The sequence below is a fragment of the Pseudonocardia sp. ICBG1142 genome (genome assembly GCF_020496255.1).
Lineage (GTDB): Bacteria > Actinomycetota > Actinomycetes > Mycobacteriales > Pseudonocardiaceae > Pseudonocardia.
This window is the reverse complement of the sequence record NZ_JAHLJC010000006.1, coordinates 39,998-63,988: the sequence shown is the minus strand read 5'-3', so window position 1 is coordinate 63,988 and position 23,991 is coordinate 39,998. Positions and strand designations below refer to the sequence as shown.

At 74.1% G+C, this 23,991-nt stretch carries 23 protein-coding genes; 16 read left to right on the top strand and 7 right to left on the bottom strand.

What is annotated here, in order from left to right; translation table 11 throughout:
- Positions 1-35 precede the first annotated feature (35 nt).
- The 3 genes from ilvA to KPL59_RS09505 are packed head-to-tail and all read right to left on the bottom strand — an operon-like array spanning position 36 to position 3,746.
- Positions 36-1,301 carry a threonine ammonia-lyase IlvA gene (gene ilvA / locus KPL59_RS09515; protein ID WP_255676813.1) on the bottom strand — a complete coding sequence of 422 codons (1,266 nt, stop codon included), beginning with the start codon at positions 1,299-1,301 and terminating at the stop codon, positions 36-38.
- 22 nt (positions 1,302-1,323) lie between these two features.
- On the bottom strand, positions 1,324-2,070 hold the full coding sequence (locus KPL59_RS09510) for a TIGR03089 family protein (RefSeq protein ID WP_226360592.1): 747 nt from the start codon (positions 2,068-2,070) through the stop codon (positions 1,324-1,326).
- Between the two features lie 17 nt (positions 2,071-2,087).
- Complete coding sequence (locus KPL59_RS09505; protein WP_226360591.1) at positions 2,088-3,746, bottom strand: LCP family protein; 1,659 nt, start codon at positions 3,744-3,746, stop codon at positions 2,088-2,090.
- Between the two features lie 404 nt (positions 3,747-4,150).
- On the opposite strand from KPL59_RS09505, the gene KPL59_RS09500 reads away from it, so the two are divergent.
- Genes KPL59_RS09500 through KPL59_RS09475 form a run of 6 tightly spaced genes read left to right on the top strand, consistent with a single transcriptional unit; the run spans position 4,151 to position 10,028 of the window.
- Positions 4,151-5,029, top strand: a complete 879-nt coding sequence (locus tag KPL59_RS09500) for a glycosyltransferase family 2 protein (RefSeq protein WP_226353208.1) — start codon at positions 4,151-4,153, stop codon at positions 5,027-5,029.
- A 38-nt stretch (positions 5,030-5,067) separates the two neighbouring features.
- On the top strand, positions 5,068-6,138 hold the full coding sequence (locus tag KPL59_RS09495; protein WP_020625544.1) for a sugar phosphate nucleotidyltransferase: 1,071 nt from the start codon (positions 5,068-5,070) through the stop codon (positions 6,136-6,138).
- Between the two features lie 11 nt (positions 6,139-6,149).
- Positions 6,150-7,097, top strand: a complete 948-nt coding sequence (locus KPL59_RS09490) for a DNA-3-methyladenine glycosylase (RefSeq protein ID WP_226360590.1) — start codon at positions 6,150-6,152, stop codon at positions 7,095-7,097.
- A 19-nt stretch (positions 7,098-7,116) separates the two neighbouring features.
- Positions 7,117-8,115 (top strand): 2-phospho-L-lactate transferase, encoded by a 999-nt coding sequence (gene cofD, locus KPL59_RS09485; RefSeq protein ID WP_226360589.1) that lies wholly within the window; start codon positions 7,117-7,119, stop codon positions 8,113-8,115.
- A complete protein-coding gene (locus KPL59_RS09480) occupies positions 8,108-9,493 on the top strand; it encodes a coenzyme F420-0:L-glutamate ligase (RefSeq protein ID WP_226360588.1) in 1,386 nt (461 codons plus the stop codon). Before cofD ends, KPL59_RS09480 begins: the two co-directional genes overlap by 8 nt.
- Positions 9,494-9,497: 4 nt before the next feature.
- Positions 9,498-10,028, top strand: a complete 531-nt coding sequence (locus KPL59_RS09475) for an NUDIX hydrolase (RefSeq protein ID WP_020627715.1) — start codon at positions 9,498-9,500, stop codon at positions 10,026-10,028.
- Between the two features lie 323 nt (positions 10,029-10,351).
- Here the strand turns inward: KPL59_RS09475 and KPL59_RS09470 are convergent, their stop codons facing one another.
- Positions 10,352-11,122 carry a site-2 protease family protein gene (locus tag KPL59_RS09470; RefSeq protein WP_226360587.1) on the bottom strand — a complete coding sequence of 257 codons (771 nt, stop codon included), beginning with the start codon at positions 11,120-11,122 and terminating at the stop codon, positions 10,352-10,354.
- A gap of 221 nt (positions 11,123-11,343) precedes the next feature.
- Here KPL59_RS09470 and KPL59_RS09465 point away from each other — a divergent pair, with 221 nt between their 5' ends.
- Positions 11,344-11,634 carry a WhiB family transcriptional regulator gene (locus KPL59_RS09465; RefSeq protein WP_043282017.1) on the top strand — a complete coding sequence of 97 codons (291 nt, stop codon included), beginning with the start codon at positions 11,344-11,346 and terminating at the stop codon, positions 11,632-11,634.
- Between the two features lie 194 nt (positions 11,635-11,828).
- On the opposite strand, the gene KPL59_RS09460 is transcribed toward KPL59_RS09465, so the two are convergent.
- Entirely contained in the window at positions 11,829-12,314 is a 486-nt protein-coding gene (locus KPL59_RS09460; protein WP_374111610.1) for a metallopeptidase family protein, read from the bottom strand.
- A gap of 134 nt (positions 12,315-12,448) precedes the next feature.
- Between KPL59_RS09460 and KPL59_RS09455 the strand changes: the two genes are divergently transcribed.
- The 5 genes from KPL59_RS09455 (at position 12,449) to manA (ending at position 16,945) form a co-directional block, all read left to right on the top strand.
- Positions 12,449-12,799 carry a DUF3499 domain-containing protein gene (locus tag KPL59_RS09455; protein WP_020627719.1) on the top strand — a complete coding sequence of 117 codons (351 nt, stop codon included), beginning with the start codon at positions 12,449-12,451 and terminating at the stop codon, positions 12,797-12,799.
- A 64-nt stretch (positions 12,800-12,863) separates the two neighbouring features.
- Positions 12,864-14,276, top strand: coding sequence for a phosphomannomutase/phosphoglucomutase (locus tag KPL59_RS09450; RefSeq protein WP_226360586.1), 1,413 nt, complete (start codon positions 12,864-12,866; stop codon positions 14,274-14,276).
- A 110-nt stretch (positions 14,277-14,386) separates the two neighbouring features.
- Positions 14,387-14,590: a Trm112 family protein gene (locus KPL59_RS09445; RefSeq protein WP_226360585.1), complete on the top strand. Its 204-nt coding sequence runs from the start codon at positions 14,387-14,389 to the stop codon at positions 14,588-14,590.
- Positions 14,587-15,705, top strand: a complete 1,119-nt coding sequence (locus tag KPL59_RS09440) for an SIS domain-containing protein (RefSeq protein ID WP_139318934.1) — start codon at positions 14,587-14,589, stop codon at positions 15,703-15,705. The genes KPL59_RS09445 and KPL59_RS09440 overlap by 4 nt, the downstream gene beginning before the upstream one ends.
- A gap of 28 nt (positions 15,706-15,733) precedes the next feature.
- Entirely contained in the window at positions 15,734-16,945 is a 1,212-nt protein-coding gene (gene manA / locus KPL59_RS09435; RefSeq protein WP_226360584.1) for a mannose-6-phosphate isomerase, class I, read from the top strand.
- Between the two features lie 40 nt (positions 16,946-16,985).
- Here manA and KPL59_RS09430 read toward each other — a convergent pair whose 3' ends face one another.
- On the bottom strand, positions 16,986-18,203 hold the full coding sequence (locus KPL59_RS09430) for an NAD(P)/FAD-dependent oxidoreductase (protein WP_226360583.1): 1,218 nt from the start codon (positions 18,201-18,203) through the stop codon (positions 16,986-16,988).
- 75 nt (positions 18,204-18,278) lie between these two features.
- Between KPL59_RS09430 and KPL59_RS36820 the strand changes: the two genes are divergently transcribed.
- Positions 18,279-18,869, top strand: a complete 591-nt coding sequence (locus KPL59_RS36820; protein WP_226360582.1) for a TetR/AcrR family transcriptional regulator — start codon at positions 18,279-18,281, stop codon at positions 18,867-18,869.
- A 61-nt stretch (positions 18,870-18,930) separates the two neighbouring features.
- Here KPL59_RS36820 and KPL59_RS09420 read toward each other — a convergent pair whose 3' ends face one another.
- Complete coding sequence (locus KPL59_RS09420; RefSeq protein WP_020623597.1) at positions 18,931-19,434, bottom strand: Lrp/AsnC family transcriptional regulator; 504 nt, start codon at positions 19,432-19,434, stop codon at positions 18,931-18,933.
- A 96-nt stretch (positions 19,435-19,530) separates the two neighbouring features.
- Here KPL59_RS09420 and ald point away from each other — a divergent pair, with 96 nt between their 5' ends.
- From ald to KPL59_RS09405, 3 genes are all read left to right on the top strand, one after another.
- Positions 19,531-20,631, top strand: a complete 1,101-nt coding sequence (gene ald / locus KPL59_RS09415; protein WP_226360581.1) for an alanine dehydrogenase — start codon at positions 19,531-19,533, stop codon at positions 20,629-20,631.
- A gap of 121 nt (positions 20,632-20,752) precedes the next feature.
- Positions 20,753-22,261, top strand: a complete 1,509-nt coding sequence (locus KPL59_RS09410; protein ID WP_226360580.1) for an amino acid permease — start codon at positions 20,753-20,755, stop codon at positions 22,259-22,261.
- Positions 22,262-22,345: 84 nt separating this feature from the next.
- Positions 22,346-23,890 carry an amino acid permease gene (locus KPL59_RS09405; protein ID WP_226360579.1) on the top strand — a complete coding sequence of 515 codons (1,545 nt, stop codon included), beginning with the start codon at positions 22,346-22,348 and terminating at the stop codon, positions 23,888-23,890.
- The last annotated feature ends 101 nt before the right edge of the window (positions 23,891-23,991 follow it).

Here is a 23,991-nt window from a genome sequence, read left to right as displayed (position 1 = left end):
GGCGGCCCGGATTGCCAGCGTGTTGCGCGCGACGTCTACAGGATGAAGCCGAACAGCGGGCTGTCCGGCGGGATGGGCTCGATGTGCGGGGGAGCCTCCTGCATCCGCTTGAGCAGCGCGGGCAGGTCGTCCGGGGAGCCCAGCTCGATGCCGACCAGCGCCGGGCCGGTCTCCCGGTTGGAGCGCTTGGTGTACTCGAACAGGGTGACGTCGTCGTCCGGGCCGAGGACGTCGTCGAGGAAGCGGCGCAGCGCGCCCGGCTCCTGCGGGAACTCGACGAGGAAGTAGTGCTTGCGTCCCTCGAAGACCAGGGCGCGCTCGACGATGTCGGCGTAGCGCGAGACGTCGTTGTTGCCGCCCGAGATCAGGCAGACCGTCGTCGCGTCGCGGGGGATGCCGAGCCGGTCCAGCGCCGCGGGGGACAGCGCCCCGGCGGGCTCGGCGATGATGCCGTCGGACTGGTAGAGCGCGAGCATCTCGACGCAGATCCGGCCCTCGGGCACCGCGAGCAGCTCCACGCCCGCATCGCGCACCACGTCGAAGGTGGCCGCGCCGACCTTGCGCACGGCGGCGCCGTCGACGAAGGGGTCCAGCGTGCCCAGGTCCACCGGCTCGCCCGCGGCCACCGCGGCCGCCATGCTCGCCGCCCCGGCGGGCTCGACGCCCACGATCCGGGTCGACGGCGCGTGCTCGCGCAGGTAGGTGATGGCCCCGGCGAGCAGCCCGCCGCCGCCGACCGGGACGACCAGCACGTCCGGCGGGTCGGCCAGCTGGGACAGGATCTCGCGGGCGATGGTGCCCTGGCCCGCGACGGTGCGCGGGTCGTCGAAGGCGGGGACCTGGGTGGCGCCGGTGGACTCGGCGTCGGCGCGGGCGGCCGCGGCGGCCTCGTCGTAGGTGTTGCCGACCACCCGGATCTCGACGGCGTCGCGGCCCAGCCGCGCGACGCGGTCCCGCTTCTGGCGCGGGGTGGTGCCGGGCAGGTAGACCCGCCCGGTCACGCCGAGGCGCTGGCAGGCGAACGCGACGCCCTGGGCGTGGTTGCCGGCGCTGGCGCAGACGACGCCGGCGAGACGGTCGGTCTCGGGCAGCTGCGCGATCAGGTTGTAGGCGCCGCGGATCTTGTACGAGCGGACCGGCTGGAGGTCCTCGCGCTTGACCCAGACCTCGCCGCCGAGCGCGTCGGACAGGCGGGGGTTGAGCTGCAGCGGGGTCGGGCCGATGACGGCGCGGAGCCGGGCCGCCGCGTCGTCGACGTCCCGGGCGCTCACAGAGGGGGTCACGGTCGACCAGGGTGTCATGACCCCCGGCCGGGGCCGCCGCTCACCCCAGGCGCAGGGTGACCCGCTCGGTCTCGGCGCGCCGGTCCAGGGCGGCGGGGTCGGCGGCCGGGTTCACCGTCTGAACCAGCGACGCCCCCGCCGCGAGAACGGCGAGCAGCCCGTCGCGCAGGCCGTCGGCGCTGTCCCAGCCGATGACCGACAGCACCCGGGCGCCCGCGGTGATGCCCAGCGCGTCCGCCCGCTCCCGGGCCGTGGCCAGCACCTGCTCGCCGCTCGCGCCGTCCCAGGCCGGGGCCGCGCCGTCGACCGGGTCCCAGGGGACGAACTCGTCGCCGTGCGCCCGGACCTCGGTCGCGAAGTCGACGGCCCCGCCGGCCAGGTCGCCCAGGCCGCGGCCGAAGAAGTCCAGCGAGAACGCGACGACCGTGCCCGCGCCGGCGGCGAGCGCCACGTCGAGCCGCGCCGCGTCGGCGAGGACGACGTCGGCGCCCGCCGGGTCGCCGACGAGCTCCGCGCCGCAGGACCAGACGGCGAGCAGCGCCGCGACGGTCTGCCAGTGCGCGGGCAGCAGCGCCGCCACCCGGGTGCCCGGCTCGACGTCGACCTCGTCGCGGAGCAGGTTCGCCGCCTTCGCGGTCCAGTTCGCGGTCGTCGTGCCGGACAGCTCGGTCCGCTCGCCGGTCGCGTCGTCGTAGTGGGTGACCAGCGGGCGCGGGGCGGCGGCGCCGAGCGCCGGGCCGAGCAGTGCGTCGGTGAGGAACAGGCCGGAGCCGAAGACGGTGTCCATCGCCCCGGAACGCTACGTCAGTCGATGCACGGGACCCCGCCCGCGGTGATCGGCGGGGTCGACGGCGCCGGGGCGGCGGCGGGCGCGGCCGCCGCGGCGCTGGTCCGGCCGCCGTTCGCGCGGTCGGTGCCGAGCAGGACCTGCACCCGGCCCTGGGCGACGGCGTCGGACTGCTCGACGCCGATCCCGCCCAGCGCGTCGGCGACCCGGCGGGCGGCGACGTCGCCGTCGGCCTGGCTGTAGCGGACCACCGAGGTGGTGCGGTCCGGGGCGTTGCCGACCTCGCCGGGGGTGAACCCGTTGCGGCCCAGGGTGTCGGCGACCTGCGCCGTGAGCCCGGTCACCCCGGACCCGTTCGCCACGTCGGCCACGACCGGCGGCGCCGCCTCCGTGGAGGTCGCGGCGGACTCCTCGGGCTCGGGCTCGGTGTGGCGGGCGACGAAGTCGCGGACCTCGGCGGGGTCGACGAGCAGCACGTCCTTGCCGCCGGTGGTCTCCGGGCCGCCGGTGGGGATGGTCAGGAAGTCCATCTTCCCGGCGGCGATCGACGACGCCTCGCGGGCGAAGCCGAGCAGGTCCCAGCCGCTGTCGATGACGACGGACTGCTGGATCACCTCGACCAGCGCGCCGAGCTTGCGGGGGTCGGTGAGCGTGCCCGAGGAGAGGACCTTGTTGGCGACGGCGGCGAGGAACACCTGCTGGCGGTTGATCCGTGACAGGTCGCCGCCGGCGAGGCCGTGTCGCTGCCGCACGAACGCGAGCGCGTCGGCACCGGAGATCGTCTGCGGGCCCGCGGGGAAGTCGGCGCCGGAGAAGGCGTCCTTGGCCGGGGCCTTCAGACAGACGTCGACGCCGCCGACGGCGTTGGTGAGGTTGTAGAAGCCGAGCAGGTTGACCTCGGCGAAGTGGTCGATGGCCAGCCCGGTGAGGTCCTGCACGGTGTCGATCAGCGCCTGCCGGCCGGCCTGCGAGGAATCCTGGTCGATCTGCCGGGGGTCGCGCACGCCCTCGGCGACGAGCCGGGACGCGGTCTGCGCCTTCGTCTGCGGGTACGCCGCGTTGATCTTGTTGCGGCCGATCCCGGGGATCGACACCTCGGAGTCGCGCGGGATGGAGAACGCGGTCGCGCTGCTGCCGTCGGCGGGCAGGTGCACGACGATGATCGTGTCGGAGTTGAGGACGCCGGACTCGGCGCCGCTGCGCAGCTGGGCCAGGACGTCGGCGGGCAGCGGGTTGCCCTGCGCGTCGGTGCGGCTGTCCACACCGACCAGCAGGATGTTCTGCTCGCCCCCGGCGGAGCCGCCGAACAGCAGGTTCGTGGTGGTGATGCCGCCGGTGACGTCGCGGTAGAGGGTCCACGCGGCGCCGGTGAGCAGCACCGTCAGCGCCGACAGCACGGCGACGGCGAGACGCAGCCGGGCCAGCAGCCCGCGGCCCCGGGGTGGCCGTCCGCCGGTGCGCCCGTCGCGCGCCGGGTACGGCGGGTGCTCGTCGGGGCCGGTCCCGGCCCGGCTCCAGCCCGCGGAGCCCGCCGGTCGCCCGCGTGCGGCGCCGGTGTCGGGGCGGACGCGGGGCGAGCGGGACCGGACGTCGGGAGCGGTGGGGCGGCCGGACCGCCGGGCGGCGGCGCGCTCGGCCGCCGACGGGCGGGAGCGGTCCCGGTAGCTCTCGCCCATGCTCGCTCCCCTCGGGGTCCGTCTCGTCCGCGCAGCCGTGTCTCACCCGGACGGGGGAGTCCGGTGAACCCGGGCGCGCGCCGTGCGTCTCCAGGACCGGACACCCCGGTCGGGACCAGGGTGCAGCATCGGGACCCGCGCCGCGGGCCGCGCGGGCCTGCGTGTCGGGCCGCTCGCCCGGTCGTCGTAGGGGGTCGGGACTTGAGGGTGACGCACGGCTGTGGCGTGTCGCCGCAGCTCGGGGACGGTCCCGATATTAGGGTTACAGTATCGCGATCTCCGGTATGGTGACGGAGTGTGATCTTCGCTGGCGCGAACGGGCGGTGCCGCCGGGCCCGGTCGCACCGGTGCTGACTAGGTTGCCGGACATGCGCCGGGTGGACGGAGAAGGACGGGGAGACCAGGTGGCCGACGACGTGCGGTCCTACGGCGACGAGGTCGCCGTCGTCACGGTGACCTACTCGCCGGGCGCGCTGCTGGACACCTTCCTCGACTCGCTGCGCGGTGCCACGACCCGCACGGACGTGCCGGTCGTCCTGGCCGACAACGGATCCGTCGACGGCGCCCCGGAGCGCGCGGCCCGCGAGCGCGACCACGTGACGTTCCTGCCGATCGGGGAGAACGTCGGCTACGGCGCCGCCGCCAACCGCGGGGTGGCCTCGCTGCCCGACCGCTACGGCTGGGTCGTCGTGGCGAACCCGGACCTGGAGTGGGGCGCCGGGTCGCTCGACACCCTGCTCGACGCCGGCCGTCGGCACCCCCGTGCCGGGGCGCTCGGCCCGCTGATCCGCGAGCCGTCCGGCGAGGTCTACCCCTCCGCGCGTGAGGTCCCGTCGCTGCTCGCGGGCGCCGGGCACGCCGCGCTCGCGCCGGTCTGGCCCGCCAACCCGTGGACCGCGGCCTACCGGCGCAGCCGCGAGGACCTGACCGAGCGGTCGGCCGGCTGGCTGTCCGGGTCGTGCCTGCTCCTGCGGCGCGCCGCGTTCGACTCCGTCGACGGTTTCGACCCGCGCTACTTCATGTACTTCGAGGACGTCGACCTGGGGGAACGCCTGGGGCTCGCCGGATGGCGAAACGTGTACGTCCCCGGTGCCGATGTCGTACACGTGGGCGGAGCGTCCACGGGCAAGCCGGGGGTGTCGGCACGGATGCTCGCCGAGCACCACCGCAGCGCCTACCGGTACCTGGCCGACCGCCACCGCGGTCCGGTGCACGCACCGCTGCGTGCGGCCCTGCGTGCCGGCCTGGCCGTGCGCTCGGGTCTGCTGCGGCGGACCGGCTGAGCGCGAACGAGAAGAAGGAACCTGAGGGGGAACCTGCATTGCAGGACGTCGAGGCGGTCGTGCTGGTCGGGGGCAAGGGCACCCGGCTGCGGCCACTGACCCTGTCGGCGCCCAAGCCGATGCTGCCGACGGCGGGGGTGCCGTTCCTGGCGCACCTGCTGTCGCGGATCCGCGAGGCGGGCATCCGGCGGGCGGTGCTGGGTACGAGCTACCTGGCCGAGACCTTCGAGGAGCACTTCGGCGACGGCTCGTCGCTGGGGCTGGACCTCACCTACGTGACCGAGACCGAGCCGCTGGGCACGGGCGGGGGCATCCGCAACGTGGCCGGCAAGCTCTCGGCCGAGCACGTCATGATCTTCAACGGCGACGTGCTGGCGGGCACCGACCTGACCGCCGTCGCCGACACCCACCGGAGCACCGGTGCCGACGTGACGCTGCACCTGGTGCGGGTGCAGAACCCGCGGGCCTTCGGCTGCGTCCCCACCGACCCGACCGGCCGGGTGCTGGAGTTCCTCGAGAAGACCGAGGACCCGCCGACCGACCAGATCAACGCCGGGTGCTACGTCTTCCGTCGCGAGGTGATCGACACGATCCCCGCGGGCAGGCCGGTGTCGGTGGAGCGCGAGACGTTCCCCGACCTGCTCGCCTCCGGGGCGCACGTGCAGGGCCACGTCGACGTCGCGTACTGGCGCGACATGGGCACCCCCGGCGACCTGGTGCACGGCTCGGCGGACCTGGTCCGCGGGGTCGCGCCCTCGGCGGCACTGCCCGGCCCGACGGGCGAGTCGATGGTGCTGGAGGGGGCCGAGGTGGCCGCCGACGCGTTCGTGTTCGGCGGGACGACCGTCGGCCGCGGCGCCCGGATCGGCTCCGGGGCCCGGGTCGAGGGCTCCATGCTGTTCGACGGCGCGGTCGTCCGGGCCGGAGCGGTCGTGGAGAACTCGGTGATCGGGGCCGGAGCGGTCGTCGAGGAGGGCGCGAGCATCCGCGACACCGTGGTCGGCGACCGGGCCGTGATCGGCGCGCACTGCGAGCTGCGGCACAACATGCGGGTGTGGCCGGACGTCACGCTGCCGCCCCACGGGGTCCGGTTCTCGCCCGACGTGTGACCATCGGGGGCGTGGACGCGGTCGCCGTGGTGGTGGACCGGGAATGGCGGCCGCCGTTCCCGCTCGACCTGCACGGTGTGCTGGCCCCGCTGCGCCGCGGCCGGGGCGACCCCACCTGGCGCACCGCCGTCGACGGCGCCGTGGTCTGGCGGGTCTCGACGACGCCTGCCGGCCCCGCCACCGTCGCGATCCGCCGCCGGGCCGACGGGGGCCCGTACGGCACCGTGCGGGCGACCGGCTGGGGACCGGGCGCGGCCTGGGAGATCGACCGGCTGCCGTCGCTGCTGGGGGCCGACGACGACCCGGCGGCGTTCGTGGCGCACCACCCGCTCGTCGCCGACGCGCACCGGCGCCGTCCCGGCCTGCGGCTGGGCTCCACCGGCCGGGTGTGGGACGCGCTGCTGCCCGCGGTGCTGGAACAGAAGGTCACCGGCACCGAGGCGCGCCGCAGCTTCCGCGAGCTCGCCCGGCGCTTCGGCGACCCCGCGCCGGGGCCCGCCGGGGTGGTGCCCGCCGGGATGCGGGTGCCGCCGACGCCCGAGCAGGTCCGGGCGATCCCCGAGTGGGAGTGGCACCGGGCCGGCGTCGACCACGCGCGCCGGACGGCGATCCTGCACGCCGCCGTCGTCGCCCACCGGTTGGAACGGGCCGCCGAGCTGGGCGGGGAGCAGGGCCGGGTGCTGCTGCGCCGGGTCCGCGGCATCGGGGTGTGGACGGCCGCGGAGACCGCCCAGCGCGCCTGGGGCGACCCGGACGCGGTCAGCTTCGGCGACTTCCACGTGCCCAACACCGTCGGCTGGGCACTGCTCGGCCACGACCTCGACGACGCCGGGATGCTCGAGGTGCTCGCCCCCTACGTCCCGCAACGCCAGCGCGCGGTGCGCTACATCGAGGCGTCCGGGTTCCGCCGCCCCCGGTTCGGGCCGCGGTTCTCCCCGCGCGACTACCGCTCGTTCTGACCGACGTAGGGTCGTACCCGTGAAGGTCACCGTACTGGTCGGCGGCGTCGGCGGGGCCCGCTTCCTGCAAGGCGTGAAGGTCGCGCTCGGACTGCCCGCGGTCGGCGCGGGGGAGTCCGAGCACGAGGTCTCCGCCGTGGTCAACGTCGGCGACGACATCTGGCTGCACGGGCTCCGGGTCTGTCCGGACCTCGACACCGTCATGTACACCCTCGGCGGCGGCATCGACGTCGAGAAGGGCTGGGGCCGGTCGGACGAGACCTGGTCGGTCAAGGCCGAGCTGGAGGCCTACGGCGCCGACGCGACCTGGTTCGGGCTGGGCGACCGCGACGTCGCCACCCACCTCGTCCGCACCCGGATGCTGCGTGCCGGCTACCCGCTCTCCCAGGTCACCGAGGCGCTCTGCCACCGCTGGCAGCCCGGGGTGCGGCTGCTGCCCGCCACCGACGACCGCGTCGAGACCCACGTCGTGATCGACAACCCCGACCCGGCCGCGGTCGAGGAGACCCCGCAGGTCGCGATCCACTTCCAGGAGTGGTGGATCCGGCACCGGGCCGCCCCGAAGGCGTACCGCTTCGCCTCGGTCGGAGCGGACCAGGCCGCGATCCTGCCCGACGCCCGGGCCGCGATCGCCGGGGCCGACGTCGTGCTCGTCGCCCCGTCCAACCCGGTCGTGTCGATCGGCACCGTCGTCTCGGTGCCCGGGGTCGCCCAGGCCCTCGCCGCGACGCCCGCGAAGGTCGTGGGGCTGTCCCCGATCGTCGGCGGGGCGCCGGTGCGCGGCATGGCCGACGCCTGCCTGACCGCGATCGGCGTCGAGACCAGCGCCGAGGGCGTGGGCCGGCACTACGGCGGCCGCGGCGAGGGCGGCCTGCTCGACGGCTACCTGGTGCACACCGGTGACGCCGCGACCGTGCCCGGCGCGACCGTGCGCGAGGTGCCGCTGCTGATGACCGACCACGACGCGACCGCCGACATGGCCCGCGCCGCGTTCGAGCTGGCGGGCGTCGGTGTCTGACGGGGCCGACGGGGCCGACAGGGCCGAGGTGGCCGGCGGTTTCCCCGACCACGCGTCGCAGAAGCTGGAGATCCTCCCGGTCCCCGGCCTGCCGGAGTTCCGCCCCGGCGACGACCTCGCCGCCGTCCTGGCCGAGCGGATGGCCTGGCTGCGCGACGGCGACGTCGTGGTGGTCACCAGCAAGGTGTTCTCCAAGGTCGAGGGCAGGCTGGTGCCGGCCCCCTCCGACGACGAGGAGCGCGACGCGCTGCGTCGCAGGCTGGTCGACCAGGAGACCGAGCGGGTGGTGGCCCGCAAGGGCCGGACGCTGATCGTGGCCGGGAAGCTCGGCATCGTGCAGGCCGCCGCGGGCATCGACGGCTCCAACGTCCGCCGCGACGAGCTCGCCCTGCTGCCCGTCGACCCGGACGCCAGCGCGGCCGGGCTGCGCGCGGGGCTGGCCGAGCGGCTCGGCGTCGAGGTCGGCGTCGTCGTCACCGACACCCTGGGGCGCAGCTGGCGGGTCGGCCAGACCGACATCGCGATCGGTGCGGCCGGGCTGCCGGTGCTGCACGGCTACTCCGGCGCCGTCGACGGCCAGGGCAACGACCTGGTCGTCACCGAGATCGCCGTCGCCGACGAGATCGCCGCGGCCGCGGACCTGGTGAAGGGAAAGCTCGGCGGGCTGCCGGTGGCAGTGCTGCGCGGCGCGGCCCTGCCCGACGACGGGTCGACCGCCCGCGACCTGATCCGGCCGATCTCCGAGGACCTGTTCTGGCTGGGCACCGAGGAGGCGATCGACCGCGGACGCCGCGAGGCGGTCCTGCTGCGGCGCAGCACCCGGGACTTCGCCGAGGAGCCGGTCGACCCCGACGCCGTGCGCCGCGCGGTGGGCGTCGCGCTGACCGCACCCGCGCCGCACCACAGCACCCCGTTCCGGTTCGTGTGGCTGCGCGACGCGGCGCGGCGCACCGCGCTGCTCGATGCCCTGCGCGAGCGCTGGCGTGCCGACCTGGTCGCCGACGGGCGCCCGGCCGACGAGGTGGAGCGCCGCCTCGCCCGCGGGGACCTGCTGCGCCGCGCCCCGGAGCTGGTGCTGGCGTTCCGGTCCACCGCGGGGATGCACGGCTACCCGGACGCGGCCCGCAACGCCGCCGAGCGGGACATGTTCACCGTCGCCGGCGGGGCGGCGGTGCAGTCCCTGCTGGTCGCGCTGGCCGCGGAGGGACTGGCGTCCTGCTGGGTCGGCTCGACGATCTTCGCCGCGGACGTCGCCCGGCGGGTCCTGGACCTGCCCGAGGACTGGGCGGCGCTCGGCGCGGTCGCCGTCGGTGTGCCGGTCGAGCCGATCGCCCCGCGCGAGCCGCGGCCGGTCGGCGACGGCCTGCTGGAGCTGTGAACCCGTGGTAGCCCCGGCGACGGCTGCCCGCGAGCTCGCTGCCTGGACCCCGCCCGACGCCGGTCAGCGGGCTCTGCAGCACGCCCTGCTGGCCTTCCTGGACGCGCGCCCGGACGACGCCTGCGACCGCTCCTGCGTGCCCGGTCATCTCACCGCGTCGGCGCTGCTGCTCGACGCGACCGGCGAGCACACGCTGCTGACCCTGCACCCGCGGGTCGGGCGCTGGATCCAGCTGGGTGGGCACTGCGAGCCCGGCGACGGCTCGCTGCGCGCCGCGGCGCTGCGGGAGGCCACCGAGGAGTCCGGGATGGCGGGGCTGGAGATCGGCGAGCACCCGCTGCACGTCGACGTCCACCCGGTCACCTGCTCGCTCGGCGTCCCGACCCGGCACCTCGACGTGCGCTACCTGGTCCGCGCCCCGGCCGGGGCGACCCCGCGGATCAGCGACGAGTCGCTCGACCTGCGCTGGTGGCCGGTCGACGCCCTCCCGGACGACGACGACACCGTCGCGACGATGGTCGCCGCCGCCCGCTGACCTGCCGCCCCGCCCGCCCCACCCCGGCGGTGTCCGTTCGGGAGACCGGCGGCCGTTCGGGAGACCGGCGTCCGCTCGGGAACCGGCGCCCGCGCGAGACCGGCGTCCGCGCGCGGAACCGGCGTGCGCTCGGGAAACCGGCGTCCGCGCGCGGAACCGGCGTGCGCGAGCGACACCTGAGTCCGCGCGCAGAACCGGCGTCCGCGCGGGAAACCGACGTCCGCGCGCAGAATCGGGGTTCGCGCGCGGGACCGAGGTTCGCGCGCGTCACGACACGCGCGGACTCCGAACTCGCGCGCGAACCGCGGAGCGGTGAGCGGGGCTCAGAGGTTGCGCCAGAAGAACAGCTCGGAGTAGCCGAGCTGGAACAGCTGTTGGTTGCCGCCGGCGGCGCCGAAGAGCAGCTGGGTGACGGCGAAGAACAGTGCGCCCACCCCGGGCACGAACAGCAGCAGGGCGAGCAGCACGAACGGCGCCCAGGGCCGGACCCGCTCGCCGAGGCGCAGTGCCGGCACGGACAGGTACGGCTCCAGCACGCCCCAGCCGTCGAGGCCGGGCACGGGCAGCATGTTCAGCACGAACGCGATGATCTGGAAGTAGGCGAGCGCGGACAGTCCCGCCGCGACGGGGATCGGCATCCCCGGGAACGCGGCCACCGTGATGATCAACACGATGCCCAGCACGAGGTTCGCCGCGGGGCCCGCCAGCGAGACCGCGCTGCGCCGGGCCCGCGACCGCAGCGCCCACTGGTTGATCCACGCCGCGCCGCCGGGCAGCGGCAGCCCGCCGATCAGCAGGATGATCAGCGGCAGCACCAGTGACAGGCCGGGATCGGTGTAGCGCCGTACGTCGAGGGTCAGGTAGCCCTTCGCCGCGACCGAGGTGTCCCCGCCGCGGTAGGCGGTGATGGCGTGCCCGTACTCGTGCAGGCACAGCGACACCACCCAGCCGCCGAGCACCATGACGAAGATCCCGAGGGTCGCCAGGGCCGGCGACTGGGCGGGGACGGCGGCGGCAGCGAGAACACCACCGAGCAGGGTGACGCCGAGGATCAGCAGGAACCAGGGGCTGATGCGGCGTGTCAGGGACGGCACATACCCATACTCCATGTCGGAGGAAACGTCCGCGCGCGACCCTTCACTCAATCGGCAGAGCCGGCTTGCACAGAGCGAGTGTCAGCGCTGTACTTACAGCGGTGTCATTCGCCAGTGCGTTGCGGGGAGGTGGGCGAGTGGACGACGTCGAGGGGTTCATGCGGATGCTGCGGCCGGTGGAAGCCGAGCCGGTGGGGGCGGTCGAACGACCCGGCCAGGAGATGGCCGACTACGACCAGGTCGCCCAGATCCTGGACCTGAGGGGCCTGCTGGACGACGGCTCCGCCGAGGAGGTCCCGGACTGGCAGGAGCGCGCGCTGTGCGCCCAGACCGATCCGGAGGCGTTCTTCCCCGAGAAGGGCGGCTCCACCCGGGAGGCCAAGCGCATCTGCTCCGGCTGCGAGGTCCGCGCCGAGTGCCTGGAGTACGCGCTGGCCCAGGACGAGCGCTTCGGCATCTGGGGCGGGCTGAGCGAGCGGGAGCGTCGTCGCCTCCGCCGGGCCGCAGTCTGAGCGGAGCGAAGAGCACAGACAGCACAGCCGTCTGAGCGGAGCGAAGAGCGCAGACAGCACCGCAGTCTGAGATCCGCCTGCGGGGGAACGAGCACGGGGCCGGTCGCCGTCACGGTGACCGGCCTGTCGTCGTATCCGGGTTCGGTGGTCCCCGGTCCGCCGCGCGCGGGTGCCGGGCGGCCGTACCGCGCCGCTCAGTCGCCGTCGACGGCGTCGGGCTCGATGTTGAGGTACTCCGCGACCTGTTCGACGAGCACCTCGTGCACGAGGTCGGCGAGGTCCTCGCCGTTGCGCGCCCTGGCCTCGAGCGGGCGGCGGTAGAGCACGATCCGCGCCCGGGTCGGCATCCCGGCGGAGTCGACCCCGGCCGGGACGAGGTGCGCCAGCGGGACGCCGACGTCGGCCAGCACCCCGGTGCCCCACACGATCTCGTCGGGCGAGGTGCGGTCGACCGACGGCACGTCGTCGACGGCGAGGTCGAGGTCGACCAGCTCCGGGCCCCAGCGCGCCTCGATCGGCTCGAGCGCCTCCAGCACCTTCGCGTCGAAGCGTTCGGCGCGGGTGCGGAAGGCCGGCGTCGACACCGGGTACATCAGGCCGCGCAGGCCGCGTCCGCGCCGGTCCCGCCGGCGCGGGCTGCGCGGCGGCCGGCGGTCTTTCTCGGGGCGAGCGGTGGGCACCAGGGCATTCTAGGACCCCGTGCCCCGTCGAGGGGCGACCCGCGACCGCGGCGGGCGGACCGTCCGTCGAGCGGGGTGCGCGTCGCAGTACGGCGGCGGGCCTGCGACGGGCTATCGTCGACGACGTGTTGAGTGTGCGGAGATGTTCACGGACGGGCTGCACCGAGCTCGCCGTCGCCACGCTCACCTACGTCTACGCCGACTCGACCGCCGTCGTCGGCCCGCTGGCCACGCAGGCCGAGCCGCACTCCTACGACCTCTGCACCGGGCACGCGCACAACCTCACGGCCCCCCGCGGGTGGGAGGTCGTCCGGTTCGAGGGCGAGTTCGCCCAGCCCCAGCACAGCGGTGAGGACCTCACCGCGCTCGCCGACGCCGTCCGCGAGGCGGGCCGGGTGGACCGGCCGGTCGAGGTCGTCGCACGGCCGGGTGGCACGGGTCGTCGCGGGCACCTGCGGGTGCTCCCGAAGCCCGAGGACGGCTGAGCCGCCCCACGGGGTGAGGAGACCTGCGCGGACGGGTGACACGACTGCGCTAGGGTCGTGCGTCGTGCCCGACCTCTCGGCGATCGTGAAGGCCTACGACATCCGCGGTGTCGTCGGCGACCAACTGGATGAGTCCACCGCGCGTGCACTGGGTGCGGCGACGGCGCGGCTCGTGGCGGGCGACGACCCGGCGCCGTCGGCGGTGGTCGTCGGGCGGGACATGCGGGACAGCTCGCCCGCGCTGGCGGCGGCGTTCTCCGACGGGGTGACCGGGCAGGGGCTCGACGTCGTCGACATCGGGCTCGCGAGCACCGACATGCTCTACTACGCCTCCGGCTCGCTGGACCTGCCCGGCGCGATGTTCACCGCGAGCCACAACCCGGCCGCCTACAACGGCATCAAGCTGTGCCGTGCCGGCGCCGTCCCGGTCGGTCAGGACTCGGGTCTCGCGACGATCCGCGACGAGGCGGCCCGCTTCCTCGACTCCGGGGTCCCCGAGGTCCCGTCCCGGGGGGCGGTGCGCACCGAGGACATGCTCGACGGCTACGCGCGTCACCTCCGCGGCCTGGTCGACCTGACCTCGCTGGACGCATCCCCGGAGCTGACCGTCGTCGTCGACGCCGGGAACGGGATGGGCGGGCACACCGTCCCGACCGTGTTCGACGGCCTGAACGTGCGCGTCGTCCCGCTGTACTTCGAGCTCGACGGGAACTTCCCGAACCACGAGGCGAACCCGCTGGACCCGGCGAACCTGGTGGACCTGCAGAAGCGGGTCGTCGCCGAGGGCGCGGACCTCGGGCTGGCCTTCGACGGCGACGCCGACCGCTGCTTCGCCGTCGACGAGCAGGGCGAGGCGGTGAGCCCGAGCGCGATCACCGGTCTGGTCGCGGCCCGTGAGCTCGCCAGGGCGCACGCGGCGGGGGAGTCCGACGTCGTCGTGATCCACAACCTGATCACCTCGCGGGCGGTCCCCGAGCTGGTCGCCGAGCACGGCGGCCGCGCGGTCCGCACCCGGGTGGGGCACTCGTTCATCAAGCAGACGATGGCCGAGACCGGCGCGGTGTTCGGCGGCGAGCACTCCGCGCACTACTACTTCCGCGACTTCTGGAAGGCCGACTCCGGGATGCTCGCAGCGCTGCACCTGCTGGCCGCGCTCGGCGAGCACCGGGCGGCGGCCGACGGCGCGACGGTGTCCGGGCTGATGGCCGACTACGACCGCTACGCCGCCTCCGGCGAGATCAACTCGACGGTCGAGGACCAGGCGGCGCGGGTCGCCGAGATCGAGCGCGTCTTCGGCGCGCGCGACGGGGTCGAGCTCGACCGGCTGGACGGGCTGACCGTCTCGCTGCCGGACGGCTCGTGGTTCAACCTGCGGGCCTCGAACACCGAGCCGCTGCTGCGGCTCAACGTCGAGGCGGCGGACGCTGCGGCCGTCCGTGCCCTGGTCGACGAGGTGCTGGCGGTCGTGCGCGCCTGATCGCACGACCCCGCACACCTGCGGTGACGGCGTCCGTACCCGGTCGGCTGCCGCGGAGTGTCGGTACCGGGTGGCAGCATCGAGAGCGCGAGATGACGACGAGGAGAACCGTGGCCCTACAGCTCGACCCCCAGCTGCTGGAGATCCTGGCCTGCCCGTGCGACGCGCACGCGGTCCTGACCCCGGGTGAGGACCGGCTGACCTGCACGGCGTGCAGTCGCGCGTTCCCGGTGACCGACGGGATCCCGGTGCTGCTCCTCGACGAGGCGCTGCCCGGTACCGGGCCGGCGGGGGACGGACGGGACGACGGGTGAACGGGGTGCTCGACGACACGCTGCTGGCCGATCCCGAGGAGCTGGCGGCGCGGGACACCACGGGCGTCCTGCGGGCCGCCGCGACCGCGGGCGCCCAGGTCCGGTCCGCGTTGTACACCGCGGGCCAGGCCGGTCTGGACCGGCTGCGCGGGCACCGTCCCCGCGCGCTGGTGCTGCTGCGCCGGCCCGGCGTCTCCGGGGCGGTGGCCGACCTCGTCACGGCCCTGCTCACCGACCGCTGTCCGGTTCCGGTCGTGGTCGCCGAGCGGATGCCGGGCTGGATCGGGCCGCTGGACGTCGTCGTCGCGCACTCCACGGACCCCACCGACCCCGAGCTGGCCGAGTCGGTCTCCGTCGCGGTGCACCGCGGTGCCGAGGTCGTGCTCTCCGCGCCGGACTCCGGGCCGGTCGCCCAGGCGGGCGCCGGGCGCGCCCGGCTGGTCGAGCCGCGCATCCCGCTGCCCGAGGGCCTCGGGTTCGCCCAGGCGCTGACGGTCGCGCTGGTTGCCGTCGCCGAGCTGGACCTGCTGCCCGGGATGCGCAGCGAGGAGGTCCCGGCCCGGCTCGAGGCGCTGGCCGACGCGCTCGACGCCGAGGCCGAGCGCTGCCAGCCCGCGCACGAGCCGTTCGTGAACCCGGCGAAGGCGCTCGCGCTGCGGCTGGCCGAGCGGACCCCGCTGCTGTGGGGGGTGGACCCGGCCGCCGCCGCGGTGGCCCGGCACGGCGCGCTGGCGCTGGCCACCCACGCCGGTGTCGTCGCGCACGCCGACGGGCTCGCGCAGGCCGGCACCCTGGCCGGGCTGCGCGTCGCCGTCGACCTGTCCGAGCGGGGCGGGGGCGACATCTTCCACGACCCGTTCGACGACCCGGCCCCCGGTGGCGACGCGCCGCCGCCGCGCCTGGTGCTGCTCGGCACGGGCGAGGAGGACCCGCAGGCGGTGAGCCGCCGGGTACTCGGCCGGGAGTGGCCGAACGCCGACCTGGCGCACCCGGTCGACGAGATCCCGCGGGGCACCCGCGACGCGGCGCTGCTGCGTGCCGGCGTCCTCGCCCTGCGTGCCGACATCGCCGCCGTGTACCTCGGCCTGGCGACCGGCGCCACCCTGATCACCTGACCCCCGCGCACCTGACACCGGGAGACCCGTGGAACTGCTGGAGAACCCGATCCGCACCTACGCCTGGGGTTCGCGGACGGTCATCGCCGAGCTGCTCGGCGAGCCCGTCCCGTCACCGCACCCGCAGGCGGAGCTGTGGCTGGGCGCGCACCCGGCCGCCCCGTCGACGGTCGCCGGGGGCACCCGCCCGCTGCACGAGCTCATCGCCGCGGACCCGGTCGCCGCGCTCGGCCCGGGACGCGACCGCTGGGAAGGGCGGCTGCCGTTCCTGCTGAAGGTGCTGGCGGCCGAGGAGCCGCTGAGCCTGCAGGCCCACCCGAGCCTGGAGCAGGCCCGCGAGGGCTGGGAGCGGGAGAACGCCGCGGGGATCGCGGTGGACGCGCCGGACCGCAACTACCGCGACGCCCATCACAAGCCGGAGCTGATCTGCGCGCTGACCGAGTTCGTGGCGCTGGTCGGGTTCCGTGAGCCGGCCCGCACGGTGGAGCTGCTGCGCGCCCTCGACGTCCCCGAGCTCGCCACCTACACCGAGCTGCTCGCCGGTCAGCCGTGCCCGGACGGGCTGCGCGCACTGTTCACCACCTGGATCACGCTGCCCCAGTCGGTGCTCGACGGGCTCGTCCCGGCCCTGCAGGACGGCGCGATCAGGCTGCTGGAGCGCGGCACGGCCCCGGAGTGGACCGGCGAGGCGAAGACCACGCTCGACCTGTCCGAGCGCTACCCCGACGACGCGGGCGTGCTCGCCGCGCTGCTGCTCAACCGGATCACCCTGGCCCCCGGCGAGGCGCTGTACCTGCCGGCCGGGAACCTGCACGCCTACCTGTCCGGGGCGGGCATCGAGGTGATGGCCAACTCCGACAACGTGCTGCGCGGCGGCCTGACGCCCAAGCACGTCGACGTGCCGGAGCTGCTGCGGGTCCTCGACTTCACCGCCCCGCCGCCCCCGGTCCGCACCCCGGTCCCCGACCCGGGCGCCGACGGCTGGCAGCGCTACGACGTGCCGGTGGAGGAGTTCCTGCTCCGCCGTGCGGTCACCGACGGCCGGGACAAGCTCGACGTGCCCGGCACCGGCGCCCGCATCCTGCTGTGCGTCGACGGTGACGCCGCGGTCGACGCCGACGGTGGCAGCGTCGAGCTGCCCCGCGGCCGCGCGGTGTTCCTCTCCGCGACCGACAGCGGCGCCGTCCTGACCACCGGCGAGCACGGCGCCACCGTCTTCCTGGCGGGCGACGCCCTGTAACCGCGCCCGCACTCGCGGGCAGCGCTGTCGCACCGGCGGCTCATCCGCGGCGGGCCCGGTCCCCCTCGGCTGCCGCGGCGACGGCCGCTGCCACCTCGGCGAACGCCGCCACCGGGTCCGCGGCGGCGGCCGCGGAGAAGAAGCGCTCCAGCCCCTGCGCCGCCGCGGCGGCGTTGGCCTCGGCCCGCGGGAACATGGTCGCCTCGTAGCGGGTGACCGCCGCGACGAGGTCGTCCGGGGTGGCGGCGATCTCCCGGGCCAGGTCGGCGGCGTCGAGCATGGCGGAGTTGGCGCCCTGCCCGGAGAACGGCGACATCAGGTGGGCGGCGTCGCCGATCAGGGTGATGCCCGGGACCGGCTCCCACCGGTGCCCGACCGGCAGCATCTCCAGCGGCCGGTCGATGATCCGGTCGTCGCAGCGGACGATGAGCTCCCGCAGTTCGGGGGCGGCGTCGCCGAACGCGTCGAGCAGCACGGCGCGGGCGGCCGCCGGGTCGTCGAGCACCCCGCCGGTGCTGCCGAGCCCGTGCGCGGCGGCCCACCCGCGCTCCCGGCGGAACCCGGCGTACACGCGGGCGGAGCCGTCGGCGAGCCGCTGGCAGAACAGCGCCCGGCCGGTGGCGCGGGCGCTCATGGAGCCGCGGCCGACCAGGTCGTCGAGCCCGGGGAACGCCGACGGCGTGACCCGCAGCTCGACGAACGTGACCCCGGCGTAGGACGGCGTCGCGTCCGACAGCAGCGGGCGGACCCGGGAACGTGCCCCGTCCGCCCCGACGACGAGGTCCGCGGTGATCCGGTCGCTGCCAGGCTCCCCGTCGAGTACGGCGTCGAGTCGTCCGTCGTCGCGGTGTTCGACGTGGTCGAGCCGGGCGCCCCAGCGCACCGTGCCGGGGCCGAGCGACCCGAGGAGCAGGGTGCGCAGGTCGCCGCGGTCGATCTCGGGGTTGAACGTCTCGCCGGGCGCGGCGCGCTCGTCGAGCAGGACGGTCCCGTCGAGGGCGAGCATCCGCATGTCCTGACCCTCGGGCCGGGAGATGCGCAGGAACTCCTCGAGCAGGCCGGCGGCGTCGAGCGCGATCTGTCCGCTGTCGCGCTGCATGTCCAGGGTGCCGCCCTGGTCGCGGGTGGCGATGTCGGTCTCGCGCTCGAGGACGGTGACGGCGATGTCGTGGCGCTGCAGGACGCGGGCGAGGGTCAGGCCGCCGGGGCCGGCCCCGGCGACGAGGACGTGCGGTGCGGTGCTGCTGGTGTCGGTCATGACGCCGACTGTAGATGAAGCGACTACAAAAGTGTAGTCACTTCACTTACAGAGTGACTGCGCTAACCTGTCGTCGTGACCACGCCCGGACGCCGCGAACGCAAGAAGGCCGCCACCCGCCAGGGCATCGCGGACGCCGCACTGCGGCTGTTCCTCGACCGGGGCTTCGACGAGGTGACCGTCGACGAGGTCGCCGAGGCCGCGGACGTCTCGGTCACCACGCTGTTCAAGCACTTCGGCAGCAAGGAGGCGCTGCTGTTCGACGAGGACGGGGCGCAGGAGGCCGAGCTGGTCGCCGCGGTGCGCGACCGTGCGCCGGGGACCGACGTCGTCGACGGGCTGCAGGCCTGGCTGCTCCGGCGCGTCGACGGGCCGCCGTCGGACCGGCGGCCGGGCTCGGAGGAGCTGGAGCGCTTCCGCAGGATCATCGATGCGGCGCCGAGCCTGCGCGACCACGCGCGACGGATGTGGGCCCGCCACGAGGCCGCGCTCGCGGCGGAGCTGGCCCGCGACGCAGGTCGGGACGAACCGTCACCGGCAGACCGGGTGCTCGCGCACGTCGTCGTCGGGATCCCGCCGCTGCTGCGTGAGCAGGCCGGTCGGGCCCGCGAGCACCTCGACGCCGCGTTCGCGCTGATCCGCCACGGCTACGACGCGGCTCGGTAGGAGACGCGGCTCGGTAGGAGACGCAGCTCGGTAGGAGACGCGGCTCAGGTGGTGACGCTGCTCAGTAGGTGTCGGGCGCCCGGTGGTGCTCGAAGATCAGTGACGTGCGGGTGCCCGCGACCTCGGCCCAGGCGTTGAGCGTGCCGACCAGGTCGCGCAGTGCCACGGTGTCGGCGGTCGCGACCCGGATCATGTAGTCGTCCTCGCCGGCGAGGAAGTACACGTCGCGGACCTCGGGGCGGCGGGACACCCGGGTCACGAACTCGGCGAGCCGGTCGCGGGCGTCGGACTGCAGACGGACCGAGATCATCGCCTGCAGGGGGTGGCCGGTCGCCGCCGGGTCGACGTCGGCGTGGTACCCGCGGATCACCCCGCTCTCGCGGAGTGCCCGGACCCGGCCCAGGCACGTCGACGGGGCGATTCCCGCCCCCGCCGCGAGTGAGTTGTTCGGCGTCCGGGCATCCCGCTCCAGCTGGCGCAGCAGGGCGCGGTCGACCCCGTCGAGCCGAACAGGGTTCGACGACGGCGGCCTCTTCCGCGGCGTCGACGAAGGATCGTCGTTCATCAGTCACCTCAGAGAATCTTGCTCAGTTCTGTTGGCAGCTTATCGATGTTTCTTCACCATTGATGCAGGACAGGGCCCCGAGCGGAGGAGAAGGACATGCGCGTCGCAGTGCCGAAGGAGACCAAGGACAACGAGTTCCGGGTGGCGCTCACGCCCGCCGGGGTGCACGAGCTCGTCGGGCGGGGGCACGAGGTCGTCGTCGAGCACGACGCCGGCGCCGGGTCCGCGATCTCCGACGCGGACTTCAAGGAGGCCGGGGCGCACATCGTGTCCGACACCGCCGAGGTGTGGGGGTCGGCCGAGCTGCTGCTCAAGGTGAAGGAGCCCATCGAGTCCGAGTACGGCTTCCTCCGGCCCGACCTGACGCTGTTCACCTACCTGCACCTGGCCGCGTCGCGTGCCTGCACCGACGCGCTGCTGTCGGCTGGGACGACCTCCATCGCCTACGAGACCGTCACCGACTCCCGCGGCCGGCTGCCGTTGCTCGCCCCGATGAGCGAGGTCGCGGGCCGGCTCGCCCCGCAGGCCGGCGGCTACCACCTCATGCGCTCGGCCGGCGGGCGCGGCATGCTCCTGGGCGGCGTCCCGGGCGCCCCGGGCGCCGAGGTCGTCGTGCTCGGGGCCGGTGTCGCGGGGGCGAACGCCATCGCCATCGCCGCCGGCATGCGGGCGAAGGTGACCGTGCTCGACGTCGACGTCGACAAGCTCCGCGCGATCGACGAGCAGTACGGCGGGGCCGTGCGCACCCAGTACTCCACCGCGCTGTCCGTGCGCGAGGCGGTGACCACCGCCGACCTCGTGATCGGCGCGGTCCTGCTGCCCGGGGCCAAGGCGCCGACCCTGGTGTCGAACGAGCTCGTCTCCCAGATGCGGCCCGGTGCCGTGCTCGTCGACATCGCGATCGACCAGGGCGGATGCTTCGAGGACTCGCGGCCGACCACCCACGCCGATCCGACCTACCAGGTGCACGACACGATCTTCTACTGCGTCGCGAACATGCCCGGCGCCGTGCCGCACACCTCGACCCGCGCGCTGACCAATGCCACGATGCCGCACGTGCTGCGCCTGGCCGACCGGGGCTGGCGGGCCGCGACCGAGGCCGACCCGCACCTGGCCGCCGGCCTGTCGACCCACGCCGGGAGGCTGCTGTCGCACGAGGTCGCGCAGGCCCACGGGCTGCCGTACGGCACCGTCTGACCGGGACCGGTTCGACGGCGCAACACCATCGTGACCTTAAATCCGGCCCCGGATTCGTGACGCAGGCCGCAACGCGGTCGTAGTTTCACCGGCCATGACGGTCACGAGCCGTGGTGGCGGCATGTTCCGCACCAAGACGGTCGAGCAATCCATCCGGGACACCGACGAACCGGACACCCGGCTGAAAAAGGACCTCGGGACGATCGACCTGATCGTCTTCGGAGTCGCGGTGGTCATCGGCGCCGGCATCTTCACCCTGGCCGCCAGCACGGCCGGCAACATCGCGGGACCCGCGGTGTCGCTGTCGTTCGTGCTGGCGGCGGTCGCCTGCGGTCTGGCCGCGCTCTGCTACGCGGAGTTCGCCTCGACGGTGCCGGTCGCCGGCAGCGCCTACACCTTCTCCTACGCCACCCTGGGCGAGTTCATCGCCTGGATCATCGGCTGGGACCTGGTGCTGGAGTTCGCTGTCGGCTCGGCCTACGTCTCGAAGGGCTGGTCGGAGTACCTCGCCCAGACCCTCGGCCTGCTCGGCATCGAGGTGTCGACCTCGTTCGAGCTGGGGAGCTTCTTCTCCTTCGACTGGGGCGCGCTGCTGCTCGTCGTCGTCCTGGCGTTCCTGCTCTACCGCGGCACGAAGCTGTCCAGCCGGGTCAGCCTGGTGATCACCACGATCAAGGTCGCGATCGTGCTGTTCGTGATCATCCTGGGTGCCTTCTTCATCAACGCGGCGAACTACACCCCGTTCGTCCCGGAGCCCACGCCCGGCAGCGTCGACACCGGCACCGGCATCCAGCAGTCGCTGCTGTCGTTCTTCGGGGGCGCCTCGTCGAGCGTCTTCGGCGTCTACGGGGTGTTCGCCGCCGCCGCGATCGTGTTCTTCGCCTTCATCGGCTTCGACGCCGTCGCCACGACCGCGGAGGAGACGAAGAACCCGTCCAAGGCGCTGCCGCGCGGCATCCTCGGCTCGCTCGCGATCGTCACCGTGCTCTACGTCGCCGTCGCGCTCGTGATCACCGGCATGGTGCCCTACACCGACCTGGCCACGAAGCCCGACGGCACCCGCGCCACGCTGGCCACCGCCTTCGCCTCGCTGGGCATCAACTGGGCGGCGACGATCATCGCCATCGGTGCGCTGCTCGGTCTCACCACGGTCGTCATGGTGCTGATGCTCGGCCAGATCCGCGTCATCTTCGCGATGTCGCGCGACGGGCTGCTGCCGACCGCGCTGGCGAAGACGAACCGCTTCGGCACCCCGGGGCGCGCCACCTGGCTGATCGGCGTCGTCATCGCCCTGGTCGCGACGTTCTTCCCGGCCCAGGACCTCGAGCAGATGGTCAACATCGGCACGCTGTTCGCGTTCGTGCTGGTCTCGATCGGCGTGGTGGTCCTGCGCCGGACCCGGCCGGACCTGCCGCGCGGCTTCCGTACCCCGCTGGTGCCGCTCGTGCCGATCCTGGCCGTGCTCGCCTGCGTCTGGCTGATGCTGAACCTGTCGGTCGAGACCTGGCTGCGGTTCATCATCTGGATGGTCATCGGTGTGGTCGTGTACTTCGCCTACTCGCGGAAGAACTCGATCCTCGGTCGTCGCGAGCGCGGCGACCTGCCCGCCCAGGCGTCGTCCTCGGACTGACCCGACCCGCTCCACGACGGCGGCGCACCCGGACCGGGGGCGCCGCCGTTCCGCATCAAACGGACTTTCCGTATCTTTTCCGCCATGACGGCCAGAAGCCCGAACAGTGGGATCTTTCGTACGAAATCGGTCGAGCAGGCGATCCGGGACACCGAGGAACCGGAGTTCCAGCTCAAGAAGGCCCTCGGCCCGGTCCAGCTGACGATCATGGGGATCGGTGTCCTGATCGGCACCGGCGTGTTCGTGCTGGCAGGGGAGGCGGCGGCGCTCTACTCGGGTCCCGCGGTGTCCCTCTCGTTCCTCATCAGCGGGATCGTGTGCGCGCTCGCGGCGCTCTGCTACGCCGAGTTCGCCTCCACCGTCCCGGTGGCGGGCAGCGCGTACACGTTCTCCTACGCCTCGATGGGCGAGTTCATCGCCTGGATGATCGGCTGGGACCTCGTCCTGGAGTTCACCCTCGGCGCGGCCACGGTGTCGAAGGGCTGGGGCGGCTACTTCGACACGGTGATGGCGAGCATCGGGCTCCCGGTGCCCGACGCCGTCTCGGCCGGGCCCGGCGGCGGCGGGATCGTCGACCTGCCCGCGGTGTTCATCGCGCTGCTGATGATGGCCGTGCTGATCGTCGGCATCAAGCTGTCGGCCTGGGTCAACGCCACGGTCACCACGCTCAAGCTCGTGATCGTCGCCGGGATCATCGGCATCGGTGTCTTCTTTGTCTCGGGCGAGAACTGGATCCCGTTCGTCCCGGAGGCCCGGCCGGCCGACTACTCCACCGCGGCGGGCACCCCGCTGATCATGGACCTGTTCGGCATCGATACGGCGTTCGGCCTGACCGGCGTCTTCACCGCCGCCGCGCTGGTCTTCTTCGCCTACCTGGGCTTCGACATCGTCGCGACGCTGTCGGAGGAGGTACGGGAGCCGCAGCGCACGATGCCGATCGGCATCATCGCCTCGCTGACCATCGCGACCCTGCTCTACATCATCGTGTCGCTGGTCTACACCGGGATCCTGCCCTACGGGCAGCTCGGGGTGGAGGCGCCGGCCGCGGCGGCGATGGCCGCGACCGGGCTGCCCGCGGCGGAGTTCATCATCTCCTTCGGCATCCTGATCGGCCTCACCGTCGTGATCATGACGCTGATGCTCGGCCAGACCCGCGTCGCGTTCGCGATGAGCCGCGACCGGCTGCTGCCGCCGTGGCTGGCCCGGGTGCACCCGCGGTTCCGCACCCCGTACCGGCTGACGATCATCACCGGCGTCTCGGCGGCCCTGATGGGCGGCTTCCTGGAGCTCACCGAGCTGGGCCAGCTGGTCAACATCGGCACCCTGGCCGCGTTCGTGCTCGTCTCGATCGGCGTGATCGTGCTCCGCAAGCGCCGCCCGGACCTGCCCCGCACGTTCAGGGTGCCGTTCATGCCGGTGCTGCCGATCGTGTCGGCGGTGGCCTGCTTCGGCGTGGCGCTGTTCCTGCCGGCCGACACCTGGATCCGGTTCTTCGGCTGGATGGCGCTGGGTGCGGTCCTGTACTTCGTCTACGGCCGCAGGCGCTCGCGGCTGGCCACCGGCCAGTCCCTGGCCGAGATCGCCGCCGAGTCCCGCGGACGCAAGGCCCCGCAGCAGTCCGAGCAGTAGTCGATCCGAGACGCAGTCGATCAGTACCTGAGCGCTGTCCGGCCGGACCGCGGCAGCGCTCAGGTACTGCTGATCATGGTGTCGATCGTGGGGCCGGGGCA